Consider the following 11,367-nt stretch of genomic DNA (forward strand, 5'->3'; position numbering starts at 1 on the left):
TTCGCGCACCGACTAGATGCTCGTGGAAACGACAGGTCTGCCGGTGCGGCTGGCGGGGGTGAGCTGCGCGCACGGCGGCAGAACGGTCGTGCGCGACGTCTCGCTCGACGTCGCGCCAGGCCAACGCGTGGCGCTGACCGGCACGAACGGCTCCGGCAAGACGACTCTGCTGCGCGCCGTTCTCGGGCTCCATCGCGCGGCGGCCGGGGTCGTCGAGGTCGGTGCGCGGCAGGCCCGCACCGCCGGCGACTGGGCTCGGCGGCGGCGTGAGATCGCGTGGATCCCGCAACGGCAGGCGGCGGGCCGGTTCCCGCTGCTCGTCGACGAACTGCTGGCCAGCAGCGGCGCGCTGGAGCCTGCCCGTGCGGCGGCCCGTGAACTCGGGGTCGGTGACCTCGGGCGGCAGCCGGTGCACACGTTGTCCGGCGGGCAGTTGCAGCGGGCCTATCTGGCTCGGGCGATCGGGTGCGTCGACGCCGGGGCCGGGCTGTTGCTGGCCGACGAACCCACCGCCGCGCTGGACTTCGAGGGGCAGGCCGCCGTTGCCGGGTTGCTGACGAGTCTGCCGGTCACGGTGGTCGTCGTGACGCACGACCGGGCCGTGGTGCAGCGGTGTGAGCGGGTGCTGGAGATGGCCGCCGGGACGTTGCGGGAGATCACGTGATCGAGATCCTGGAACTCGCCGCCGTGCAACGGGCCGCGTTCGCCCTGCTGCTCGGCGCGGTGGCCCTGCCCATCGTCGGCGTCGTGATCATCGGCCTCGACATCATGCCGGTCCGCTTCGCCATGATGCACATCGCGTTGCTGGGCATCGCGGTCGGCCTGCTGACCGGCCTGGACCCGTTGCTGTGCGCGGTGGTCGCGTGTGGACTGTCCGGTGCCGGCCTCGCCCCGCTGGCTCGCAGCTCCTCCGGCCTGTCCGGCGCGATGGGTCTGTTGATGAGCCTGGCGATCGCCGCCGCGCTGCTGGTCCTGTCGATCTCCGGTGTGAACGCGTCGGCGGCGTTCGAGCTGCTGTGGGGCTCGATCCTGGCGACCAAGACCGGTGACGTGATCCTGCTCGGCGCGCTCGCGGTCCTCGTGCCCGGGCTGTTCCTGTGGCGGCGCAGGCAACTCGCGCTTCTCCTGCACGACCGGGAGCTGGCCGCGTGCTCGGGTGTGCCGGTCAACCGGCTGACGCTCGTGTTGCTGGTGCTGGTGGCGATCGCGATCGCCGGAGCGATCCGGTTGACCGGGGCGTTGCTCGTCGACGCGCTGACGTTGCTGCCCGCCCTCGCCGCCCGGCGGCTCGCGCAGTCCCTGACCGGGATGGCGTTGTGGGCGGTCGGGATCGGCGTCGTCGTGAACCTGGCCGGGTTCGCCCTGGCCCTGCTGCTGGACCAGCCGCCTGGTCCGGTCCTCGTACTTCTGGCGGGCGCTGTCGCGCTCGCCGCCCATTTCATTCCCGAACGGAGAACCCTCGCATGGCAGTCCGCCTCCTCACACTGACCGCCGCACTGCTGCTGGCCGGGTGCGGAACGACCGCGACCCCGCAGCCCCAGCAGACCGGACCGAAGGTCGTGGCGACGACGAGCTGGGAGGCCGGGTTCGCGAAGGCGGCCGGCGCCGGCAACGTCACGGTGATCGTGCCGAAGTCCGTGCTGCACGCGCCGGACTACGACCCGAAGCCGTCCGACCTGAAGGCGGTGGCGGACGCGGACTATGTGCTGTACGCGCCGTTCGAGTCGTTCGCACCGAAGATCACCGACGCCGCCGGGTCGAACGCGAAGAAGGTCGAGGTCGCGCTCGACAACTCACGCGACAAGGTCAAGGCCGAGGTCACGCGGCTCGGCGAGCTGTTCGGCACGCAGGACGCGGCGAAGAAGTGGATCGAGGGCTTCGACGCCGAGTACGCCAGGCTCGCCGGTGAGGTGAAGGCGAAGTGGCCGGGCGGGCAGCGGCCGAAGGTCGTCGCGCAGATGTTCGTCGGGTACGCCGCCGACCTGGCCGGTGCCGAACTGCTGGGCGTGTACGGGCCGGAACCGGTGACCGCGTCGCAGGTCGCGGAGCTCAGGAACAAGGCGCCGCAGTTCGTCTTCGAGAACTCCCACATGAGCACCGGCACCGTGCTGCCCGACGCGAACGCCAAGCAGGTCGACCTCGTCAACTACCCCGACGACGACAACGACCTGCTCGGCGTCTACCGCGCCAACGCGAAGACGATCAGCGAGGCTCTCGCCTAGCGAGCACGCGCAGGGCGTCCCGGTCGACCTTGCCCGCGGGGGTGAGGGGGAACTCGGGCAGCACCAGCAGGTGTTCCGGGTGCTTGAACCGGGACAGCCCGCCCAGGAACTCCCCCAGCTCCGCGACGGTCACGGGGGCGCTCACGACGAGGCACGCGCACAGCCGCTCACCCATCAGCTCGTCCGGCACGCCGACACACGCGACGTCCCGGATGGACGGGTGAGCGGCCAGCGCCTGCTCCACCTCGGCCGGGCTGATGTTCGCGCCGCCGCGGATCACGATGTCCTTGCGTCGCCCGACAACGGAGAGATAGCCCTCCGCGTCGAACACGCCGAGGTCGCCGGTGCGGACCCAGCCGTCCGGGGTGCGGTAGCGGGCGTTGAGGTCGTCGTCGACGTAGCGCAACGGGCTCATCGGGCCGCGCGCGATGATCTCGCCGACCACGCCGGTCGGAACGGGCCGCAGCGCGTCGTCCACGACGAGAATCGAGGCCACCGCCGGGTTCGGCCGCCCGGCACCGCGGTTCGGCGGGTCGTCCAACGCGGTGTGGCAGTTGACGCCGTCCGCGGACCCGTAGACGTTGACCACGACGGCGTCGAACACCTCGCGGCACGCTTCGGCGGTCGCCGCGTCGAGCTGGGCGCCACCGGGGGCGATCACGCGGATCGACGAGTAGTCGCCGGGCTGGTTCAGGAGCATCTTGAACATCGTCGGCACACCGAACAGGTGGGTCGGCCGCGCTCGTGCGATCAGTTCCACAGTGGACTCGACGCTGAACTTGCTCTGCAGTACAAGGGTGCCACCGTGCCGGGCGAGCGTGACCGTGGTTCCGTTGCTGCCGAACGACGACGCGAGCGGCACGAGGAACAACGCCCGCAGCTCCTCCCCCGGCGGAATCAGCCTGCCGACGAACGCGCCGCGCCCTCCGAGCAACGCGTTGTGCGAGTACAGCACCATCTTCGGCTCGGCCTCCGAGCCCGACGACACGAGAATCCGCGCCGGGCCGTGGGGATCCGAGCGCACCGGCTCGACCACGTCCGCCGGAGCCAGCAACGAGACGGTGGACCAGGCGTCCGGCAGGTCGTCCGCGATCACCCCGACCGCGCCGCCGCGGGTGACGAGCGAGCGTGCCTCGTGCTCGCCGCGTCCGACCGGGAACGGCAGCACCACCCCACCCACCGCGGCGACGGCGAGGTCGGCGGCGACGGCGTACCGGCCGTTGGGCAGCTGCACGGCCACGACATCGCCGGGCCGGACGCCGCGTTCGTGCAGGTTCGCCGCCATCCGGAGGGCGAGTTCGTTGAGCTGCAGGTAGGTCAGCTCGCCGTCGTCGTCGATCACAGCTGTTCGCAACGGGTGTAAGAAGACGCGCACCGAGAACAGGTCGTAGAGGTCGCGGTCCGGGTAGTGGCCCTGCTCGGCCCACTGCTGGCGGAGCGCGGCAGGAACGAGGTCGTGGACGGTGGTGGTCGTCATCTGAACCTCCAGGGTGTCAGGACTTCGGGACATCGGTCGTCGTCCAGCCCGACCACGTCGGTGAACCGCGGGTCGGTGGTGATCGAGGCGAGGTCGTCGGTGACCGGGACGCCGTCGTGGATCCAGCCGCCGTCGCCGAGCAACGGGCGGCGGAAACCCGCTGCGGGACGGCCTTTCGCGCTTTGTTGCAGGAGTTCGGCCGCCGCCAGCAGCGACGACTCGGCACGGATCGCGCGGCCGGTGCGTTCGCGCTGAAGGAGAGCGGCGACGGTCGTGTAGGCGCCGAGCAGGCCGCCCAGCACGTCGAGCAGGGTCATCAGCGACGGGACCGGGGGCTCGTCGGCGGGACGCAGGAGCGCGCCGAGGCCGGTGCGGGCCTGGGCCATGAAGTCGGTGCCCATCGGGGCGTCGGCGAGTCTGCCCGCCCAGCCCGAGGTGTGCACGAAGACCAGTGCCGGGTTCACCGCGGCCAGGTCGTGCGCGCCGAGGCCGAGGCGTTCGGCGGTGCCCGGGGCCCAGTTGTGCAGGAAGACGTCGGCGGTGCGGACGAGGTCGCGGAGCCGGTCGCGGTCCTGGGAATCCTTGATGTCGATCTCGACGGCGGACTTGCCGCGGTTGAGGGCCAGCCAGCGGGCTGACGTGTCGCCGCACATGGGTGGCATGCCGCGCAACGGATCGCCGCCGGGCGGTTCGACGCGGATGACCGTGGCGCCGAGGAGGCCGAGGAGGTGGGCGGCCAGCGGGGCCTGGACGCGGCGACCGGCTTCGAGCACGACCAGGCCGGACAACGGCGACGAACCTCGCACGCGATCCCGTTCGCCCTTGAAGTCCAGTGTGGCCAGTTCGAATGCCGGTCCTCCCGTCGAGTTGGGCGCGTGCAGATGGCAGATGCTCATCGCCGTCGCGTCCGCGTGCGCCTTCAGTTCGGCGAACGTCCGCGCCTCCGCCGCCGCGTGCAATTCCGCCGGCAGCGGCGCGGTCGCGGTCGGATACCGGAACTGGAACGGCCGCCAGCCAGCGCCGATCACCCTGCCCGGCACGCCGAGACCAGCCCAGAACGCCTGCCACACCGCCGGATCGAGCGCCTCGATCTCGAACAGCACCCCGTCTGCGCTCCGGAACGGCGGCCCGCCCGGTTCGAGCGCGGCGGCCTCGGCCTCCGGCGCCCCCGCGGCCGCGAGGTACTGCGAGACCGTCATCAGCGCGGACTGCGCGACGCTCGTCGTGACGCTCGACCGACCGTCGAACAACGCCGCGAGCAACCCCGTGCCACCGATGACGCCGGCCGCGGTGGCGCAGTAGTCCAGGCCCAGGCCTCGCGGTGAGCCCTGGCTGCGGCCGTGCACGTGCATCGGCCCGCACACGGCCTGAGCGCTCGCCTCGTCGGTGACCTCGCCACCGCGCAACGGTCCGGCCCAGCTGATCGCGAGTTCAGCGACGGCCTCGACGTGGGCGGGCTCACCGCCGGCGTCCGGGAACCGGGAGACGCTCGCGCCCGACTGGTGCAGGAGCGCGCCGAGCACGTCGGCCGCGGCCGAGTCGCCGCGGACGGTGATCTCGGTGGCGGACAACGGCGGATCGCTCGTCGTCCGGTCGAGGTGCAGGGTCACGCGGGGCCTCCTCCTGGCGACGGCGGTCGGTCGTCCACCAGTCGGACGGGACACCGCCCGAGTTCCCAGCGGAGAGGAAAAGCCGGTGCTGGAACAGGTTTCCGCGTTCGTCCGTGAGCACGTGCAGCCAAGTGAGACGGTGCTCGACGCCGGAGGCGAGGCAGGTCAGGCAGAACTGACGCGGTTGCGGGTGCTCGCGAAGTCCGCCGGGCTGTGGGCTTTGCCACTGCCGCGCGAACTCGGTGGTGGCGGGCTGGGCCTGACCGAGTACTTCGCGTTGGCGGAGCGGGAAGGGAGCAGCGATCACGGGCCGGCGGCGCTCGGTTCCGCGTGCCTGCTCGACGTGCGGATGTTCCGGCGGTTCGCCCGTCCGGCCGTGCTGGAGTTGCTGAAGCCGTTGGTGGCCGGGGAGATCAGCGGCAGCTACGCGATGACGGAGCCGGGCGTGGCGGGCTCTGATCCGGCTGCCGCGCGCACGACGGCCGTTCGGACCAGTGGCGGCTGGGTGCTCAACGGGCGGAAGTGGTTCACCACCGGCGCCGGAAACGCCTCGTACGTCACGGTTCTGGCGAGCGGGTCGTTGTTCGTCACCAGGAACTTCCGCGTGGTGCGGGAGATTCCGGTGCTGGGCGCGGCCGGTCAGTTCGAGATCGCGCTGGAAGACGCGTTCGTGCCGGACGACCACCTGCTCGGTGAAGGCGGTGACGGGCTCGCCATCGCGGGGACCCGGCTCGCGCTCGGCAGGACGTTGCGGTGCCTGCGGTGGATCGGGATGGCGGAGCGCGCGTTCGAGCTGATGTGCCTGCGGGCCAACGAACGCCAGGTGCGCGGTAGTGCGCTGGCTGATCGGCAACTGGTGCAGCAGCACGTCTTCGAGTCGTTGCTGGCCATCCGGTCGGCGCGGGCACTCACCCGTCAGGCCGCCGAACTCGTTGCGGCGGAGCAGGACGCGCGGACCGAGATCGGTCTCGCGAAGGTCGCGGCGGCGCGCACACTGCACCAGGTGACGGACGCGGCGATCCAGGTGTTCGGGGCGGAGGGGCTCGCCCCCGGCACGCTGCCGATGCTCGCGCGGATCGGCCGGGCGGCGCGGATCCTCGACGGCGCCGACGAGATGCACGTCTCCGACACCGCACGGCGAGTGCTCAGAACTCGCGCGAACTGACCTCCCCGGACGCGATCGCCAGTGCCAGGGCGTAGAAGAACGTGCCCCACACCAGTTCATGGTTCTCGAGATCGTCGTAGGTGCCGCCGAGCAGTCTGTCGTCCCGCACCGCACTGCCCAGCCGGGCCAGGGGCGCCGACGCGTCGAGGCCGAGCTTGAGCATCGCGACGGCGGCGATCGCGTCCGCCGCGGTGTCGCCGGGCGCGAGCCACTCGCGTGCCATCGATTCGGCGCGTGGGCGGTACTCCTCGCCGAGCCACTGGACCGCGTCAGCCGCCGCCAGCATCAGCCAGGCCCGTCCCCGCGGCCAGGTCTCGGTCAGCTCCAGATGAGCGTCCACATGAGACCGGGCGAGGTCGTGCAGGCCGGTGGAAGCCAGTAACGGCACCACTCCGGCAGCGCCGTCCGCCCGGAGTCCGGTGTCGGGTCCGAACGCCGTGCCCCACGGGATCACGCCGTCGACCGCACGGGAGGCCAGCGACTTCGCGGCCCGTTCGGTGTCTCCCCTGCCATACCAGAAGATCAGGCCCTGCAGCACGGTGTCGGTGTCGTGCCAGCAGTCGAGTTTCGCGGTCCATCGCGGCGCGTCGCGGTGACCGTTCAGCCACAACAACCCCGCCCAGCACCCGCCGACCCACGAGCCGCGAGCCGTTGTACGCCAACGGCCTGAAGGACCGGCGTAGAGCGGGAACCGTTCACCCACCTCCGCCAGCGTCGCCTCGACCCGGTTCATCGCGCCCGCCACGCGACGACCGCAGCCGCGAGGAACTCCGCCGCCACCAGCACCCACCCAGCGGTGTAGCCGAGCAGTCCGAACAGCGGCGGACCGAGAGCGAACCCGGCGAAGAACCCGGCCGACACGAGCGCGGAGTTCCGGCCCAGTTCAGGTCCCGACGACGCCGCCACGACCAGCAGCATCGAGATCGCGTTCGCCGCGACGGCACACCCGCCCACGACCACCATCGCCACCCAGGCCAGTGCGGGAATCCCGGTCAGCAGGAGCAGCGGCGACAGCACGGCCGCCGCGGACAGCCAGCCCAGCAAGTCACGCGCCGACGTCCCCGCCATCCTGGACCACAGGATCCGGCCCGCGATGCCGACCACGCCGAGCACCGCGACCAATCCGGCCGCGACCGGTGCGGTGAAGCCGAGTTCCTCCGTCGCGAACAGCGCCACGTACGTGTTCACCGCCGCGATGCCCGAGCCGAGCAGCACCGAGAATCCCGCGAGCCGCCAGATCAGCGCGTCCGCGGTCAGCGAGACCCTCAGCGGCGGACGCCGAGCAGGCGCGGGATCTTCGGGGAGAGCCAGGCAGGCGAACGCCGCCAGCAGGGCCGTGAAAGCGGCGACGCCGACCGCGAGCCGCCAGTTCACGCCGTCGGCGAGCCAGGCCAGCGGCAGTCCGGCGACGAACGCGCCGAGCTGCACGCCGGATTGCTTGACACCCAGCAGAACGGGCCGGCGCGGCGCGGGCACGGACGACGCGATCAGCTTGTTGGTCGAAGGATTCGCCAGCGCCTGCGGAACGCCCCCGAGCGCCACCGCGAGCACCAGCACCGCGTAGTGCGACGCGGTGGCGAAGACGGTCAGGGCCACCGCACTCGTCGCGAACAACGCGATGATCGAGCGCCTCGGTCCGAGCGCGTCCACCGCCGGCCCGATCGCCAGCGACAGCACCACCGCCACGCCGAACCCGGCCGTCACGAGCACGCCGAGCAACGGCCGCGCGATGCCGAACTCCCCCACCAGCGCGGGGGAAAGCGCTCCCAGCAGGAACAACGGCAGCATCGACGCGGTCATCGCCGCCGTCGTCAGCACCGGCACCGCTGCCCGCCCGCGCAGGTGAACCTTCTCCACGGCCACTAGTCGCGCGAACGAGCCGTGAAGTTCCCCGGAACCGAACGCGTTTCCGCGCCGACCTGTGAACCATGGAACGTCGAACCTTCTTGCGCGCTTCGGCGCTGTCACTGGGACTCACCGGAACCGCCACCGCCACCGCCGCGACACCGCTGCGAGTGCAGGTGCTGATGTTCGAAGGCGTCGAGGAACAGGACTTCATCGCCCCCGTCGAGGTGCTCGGCCTGGCGGGCAAGCTCAGCAACGGCGCGATCCGCACCACCCTCGTCTCGACGGACCGCCCGCGCACAATCACCTGCACGTACGGCACCAAGGTCGACGTGCCGCAAGGCTGGTCGCCCGGCGAGGCGGACGTGCTCGTGGTGCCCGGCGGCGGTTACGCCAACCCCGGCGGGCCCGGCGTGCACCCGTTGATCCGCGACCGCGCGTTCCTGCGCAGGCTGGCCGACTCAGATGCGCTCAAGGCCGGCATCTGCACGGGCACGATGATCCTGTCCGCGGCGGGGATCACCCAGGGCCGCAACGCGACCACGCACTCCGCCGCCAAGGCCGACCTCGCCGCCCAGGGCGCGACCGTGATCAACGCCCGCGTGGTCGACGACGGCGACCTGATCACCGGCGGCGGCATCACCTCGGGGCTGGAGGTGGCGTTGTGGCTGGTCGAACGGTTCGCCGGCCCGCAGGTGGCCCAGCGAGCCGAGACAGTGCTGGAGTACGAACGCCGCGGCACCGTCTGGCGACGCTAAACCACGCCGACGTCTTCGTGGCCCTGCCCGTTGATCAGGTCCTCACGGGCACGGGCCACCCGCGACCGCACGGTCCCGATCGGGCAGCCCGCCACCTCGGCGGCCTCGGCGTAGGACAGGCCGAGCACCTGGGTCAGCAGCAACGCCTCCCGCCGCTCGGGTGCGAGACCGGCGAGCATCACGTTGAGTTCGACCACGTCCTCGAACCCCGCGTAACGGACGTGCTCGGCGTACCGGTCCGCGTCCGAGGCCAGCCGGTAGTCGGCCGACCAGGCGATCGACGGGCGCGCGACGGCGGCCCGGATGTGGTCGACGACGGTGCGGCGGGCGATCGAGAGGAGCCAGGTGCGGGCCGAGGAGCGGGCCTCGAAACCCGGCAGGCTGCGCAAAGCCCGCAGGTAGACGTCCTGGGTGAGGTCGTCGGCGACACCGATGCCACCGAGGTGGGCGACCAGCCGCCAGACGTCGCGCTGCGTCAGGCGGATGAACCGCTCCAGCGCCTCGCGATCACCGGCACCGGCGGCCAGCGCGCACGCTGTCACCGCCTCGTCGTCACTCCTCGAAGTCGACACGATTCGGCAGAGTAACCCAACGCTCAAGATTGCCGGGAACTGTGAACGCTCAATGGCCGACAATGTCGGTGTGGAGTGCTACACCTGCCGCGAAGCCCTGTCCGCGAGGCTCGACGGGGAACCAGAGGGCGTGCCCGCCGACCAGGTGGACGCGCATCTCGACAGCTGCGCGTCCTGCCAGGAGTGGCACGACAGCGCCGCCGCGCTCACCCGCACGCTCCGGGTGAGACCGGCCACGCGGGTACCGGACCTGGCCGCGGCGATCCTCGACGCCGCGCCCCCGATCACCCCGCCCGCGCCACGGGGCTGGTTGCCGCGCGGACTGCTCACCGGGGTCGCCGTCGCACAGCTCACCCTCGGCGTGGCTCAGGTGGTGGGTGTCAACGCGTCCGCACACGGCGGCCACACGACCGGCGTCGACAGCAGCCACCTGTTCAACGAGAGCACGGCGTGGAACCTCGCGCTCGGCCTCGGTCTGTTGTGGACGGCACTGCGCCCGGCCGCCGTCGCGGGCATGTTGCCCGTCACGGCCGCGTTCGTCGCGGTGCTGATCCCTTACTCCGCCAGCGATCTCGTCAGCGGCACGGCGACGGCGGCGCGCGTGTTGTCGCACTCGCTGTTGCTCGTCGGACTGGTGCTGCTGGTGTTCGTGCACTTCAGCGAACGCGGGCCGAGCGACCGCACTCCCTTGGCGCACAACGAGGGCGACACCACGCACGACGCGTCCAGCACGGCGGACCGTGCTGGACGCCAGCGCGTGCGGCGCCGGATCAGGCTGCGCCCCGTGAGCAGACGGGACGCCGCCTGAAACTCACGGGATGCGAGCGCCGACCGCGGCCAGCGCTTTCGTGACGGGCTGGAAGAACGTCACGCCACCGCTGCGGCAGTCACCACTGCCGCCGGAGGTCAGGCCGATCGCGTTGCCGTTGGCGGTGAAGAGCGGGCCGCCGCTGTCGCCGCCCTCCGCGCACACGGTCGTCTGGATCAGGCCGGTGACACGGCCTTCGGGGTAGTTCACCGTGGCGTTCAACCCCGTCACGCGACCGTCGCGCAGTCCGGTCGTGCTGCCCATCCGCTGGACCTGCGTGCCGACGCGTGCCTCGGCGGCGCGCTGGATCCGCACCTTGCGGCCGTTGCCGGTGTCGACCTCGCTGGGTGCGTTGGCGTTGCGGTCGTTGTAGGTGAGCAGGGCGAAGTCGCCGGTGCCGGGGAACGTCGACCGCGCGACGGTGGCGGCGGCTCTTCCGCCCTGTGTCAGGGAGAACTGCCTGCCCGCGGCCGTGCAGTGGCCCGCGGTCAGGATGGCGGGGCGGTCGTCGCCGGTGACGACGTTGAAGCCGAGCGAGCAGCGGCTGTTGCCGGCGAAGATCGCGTCGCCGCCCTCGGCGAACAGCCGGAAGGTGCCGGCGGTGCGTTGCAGCTTCACGCCGGCGCCCATGGCGTTGACCGTGGACACCAGGTTGTCCCACTTGGTGCCGGTCACGGTGCTGTCCGCGGTGACGAGGACCTCGTTCGTCGCCGGGTTGACGGCCCACGCGGTTCCCGGCACGGAAGCCTTCTCGCGCAACGTCTCGGTGGCCTGCTCGGGTGCTGTGCGTTGTTCGGGCGCCGCCTGGCTCGCGGTGAACGTCGCGGCGGTGATCGCCACGGCGACGAGGCCGACGGCGCCCGCGATCACCTTGCCACGGCGGTGGTCATCGTGGTGTTTGCCCATGTGG

Annotated in this window: 12 protein-coding genes; 6 read left to right on the forward strand and 6 right to left on the reverse strand. The window is 71.7% G+C overall.

All coding sequences use genetic code 11. The annotated features are described in order from the left end of the window. Positions 1-22 precede the first annotated feature (22 nt). The 3 genes from OG205_RS13255 to OG205_RS13265 are packed head-to-tail and all read left to right on the forward strand — an operon-like array spanning position 23 to position 2,222. Entirely contained in the window at positions 23-664 is a 642-nt protein-coding gene (locus OG205_RS13255; protein ID WP_330276527.1) for a metal ABC transporter ATP-binding protein, read from the forward strand. After that, complete coding sequence (locus tag OG205_RS13260) at positions 661-1,488, forward strand: metal ABC transporter permease (protein ID WP_330276528.1); 828 nt, start codon at positions 661-663, stop codon at positions 1,486-1,488. The genes OG205_RS13255 and OG205_RS13260 overlap by 4 nt, the downstream gene beginning before the upstream one ends. Beyond that, on the forward strand, positions 1,464-2,222 hold the full coding sequence (locus OG205_RS13265) for a metal ABC transporter solute-binding protein, Zn/Mn family (RefSeq protein ID WP_330276529.1): 759 nt from the start codon (positions 1,464-1,466) through the stop codon (positions 2,220-2,222). The genes OG205_RS13260 and OG205_RS13265 overlap by 25 nt, the downstream gene beginning before the upstream one ends. Here OG205_RS13265 and OG205_RS13270 read toward each other — a convergent pair. Both OG205_RS13270 and OG205_RS13275 read right to left on the reverse strand, forming a co-directional pair. Then, positions 2,203-3,699 (reverse strand): class I adenylate-forming enzyme family protein, encoded by a 1,497-nt coding sequence (locus OG205_RS13270; RefSeq protein WP_330276530.1) that lies wholly within the window; start codon positions 3,697-3,699, stop codon positions 2,203-2,205. The two genes, OG205_RS13265 and OG205_RS13270, sit on opposite strands and share 20 nt — an antisense overlap. Beyond that, the gene (locus OG205_RS13275) at positions 3,696-5,309 is read right to left on the reverse strand and encodes a CoA transferase (RefSeq protein WP_330276531.1); all 1,614 of its coding nucleotides are present in this window, start codon (positions 5,307-5,309) and stop codon (positions 3,696-3,698) included. The genes OG205_RS13270 and OG205_RS13275 overlap by 4 nt, the downstream gene beginning before the upstream one ends. Before the next feature lie 85 nt (positions 5,310-5,394). Here OG205_RS13275 and OG205_RS13280 point away from each other — a divergent pair, with 85 nt between their 5' ends. Beyond that, positions 5,395-6,474, forward strand: a complete 1,080-nt coding sequence (locus OG205_RS13280; protein ID WP_330276532.1) for an acyl-CoA dehydrogenase family protein — start codon at positions 5,395-5,397, stop codon at positions 6,472-6,474. Here OG205_RS13280 and OG205_RS13285 read toward each other — a convergent pair. Together OG205_RS13285 and OG205_RS13290 are read right to left on the reverse strand one after the other, a co-directional pair. Continuing rightward, positions 6,455-7,219, reverse strand: coding sequence for a hypothetical protein (locus OG205_RS13285; protein WP_330276533.1), 765 nt, complete (start codon positions 7,217-7,219; stop codon positions 6,455-6,457). The two genes, OG205_RS13280 and OG205_RS13285, sit on opposite strands and share 20 nt — an antisense overlap. Next, positions 7,204-8,331 (reverse strand): MFS transporter, encoded by a 1,128-nt coding sequence (locus tag OG205_RS13290; RefSeq protein ID WP_330276534.1) that lies wholly within the window; start codon positions 8,329-8,331, stop codon positions 7,204-7,206. Before OG205_RS13290 ends, OG205_RS13285 begins: the two co-directional genes overlap by 16 nt. 71 nt (positions 8,332-8,402) lie before the next feature. Here OG205_RS13290 and OG205_RS13295 point away from each other — a divergent pair, with 71 nt between their 5' ends. After that, a complete protein-coding gene (locus OG205_RS13295) occupies positions 8,403-9,077 on the forward strand; it encodes a DJ-1/PfpI family protein (RefSeq protein WP_330276535.1) in 675 nt (224 codons plus the stop codon). On the opposite strand, the gene sigC is transcribed toward OG205_RS13295, so the two are convergent. Continuing rightward, positions 9,074-9,649, reverse strand: a complete 576-nt coding sequence (gene sigC / locus OG205_RS13300) for an RNA polymerase sigma factor SigC (protein WP_330276536.1) — start codon at positions 9,647-9,649, stop codon at positions 9,074-9,076. The two genes, OG205_RS13295 and sigC, sit on opposite strands and share 4 nt — an antisense overlap. Positions 9,650-9,701: 52 nt before the next feature. On the opposite strand from sigC, the gene OG205_RS13305 reads away from it, so the two are divergent. Continuing rightward, a complete protein-coding gene (locus tag OG205_RS13305; RefSeq protein ID WP_330276537.1) occupies positions 9,702-10,457 on the forward strand; it encodes a zf-HC2 domain-containing protein in 756 nt (251 codons plus the stop codon). A 3-nt stretch (positions 10,458-10,460) separates the two neighbouring features. Here OG205_RS13305 and OG205_RS13310 read toward each other — a convergent pair whose 3' ends face one another. After that, positions 10,461-11,363: a S1 family peptidase gene (locus tag OG205_RS13310; protein WP_330276538.1), complete on the reverse strand. Its 903-nt coding sequence runs from the start codon at positions 11,361-11,363 to the stop codon at positions 10,461-10,463. Between the last annotated feature and the right edge of the window lie 4 nt (positions 11,364-11,367).

It is taken from the genome of Lentzea sp. NBC_00516 (assembly GCF_036346835.1).
Taxonomy (GTDB): domain Bacteria; phylum Actinomycetota; class Actinomycetes; order Mycobacteriales; family Pseudonocardiaceae; genus Lentzea; species Lentzea sokolovensis.

Excerpts from the sequence above, each read along its gene's own strand:
- OG205_RS13265 (WP_330276529.1), top strand. The coding sequence starts at position 1,464 with ATGGCAGTCCGCCTCCTCACACTGACCGCCGCACTGCTGCTGGCCGGG.
- OG205_RS13270 (WP_330276530.1), bottom strand. The coding sequence starts at position 3,699 with ATGACGACCACCACCGTCCACGACCTCGTTCCTGCCGCGCTCCGCCAG.
- OG205_RS13310 (WP_330276538.1), bottom strand. The coding sequence starts at position 11,363 with ATGGGCAAACACCACGATGACCACCGCCGTGGCAAGGTGATCGCGGGC.
- OG205_RS13305 (WP_330276537.1), top strand. The coding sequence starts at position 9,702 with ATGGCCGACAATGTCGGTGTGGAGTGCTACACCTGCCGCGAAGCCCTG.
- OG205_RS13295 (WP_330276535.1), top strand. The coding sequence starts at position 8,403 with ATGGAACGTCGAACCTTCTTGCGCGCTTCGGCGCTGTCACTGGGACTC.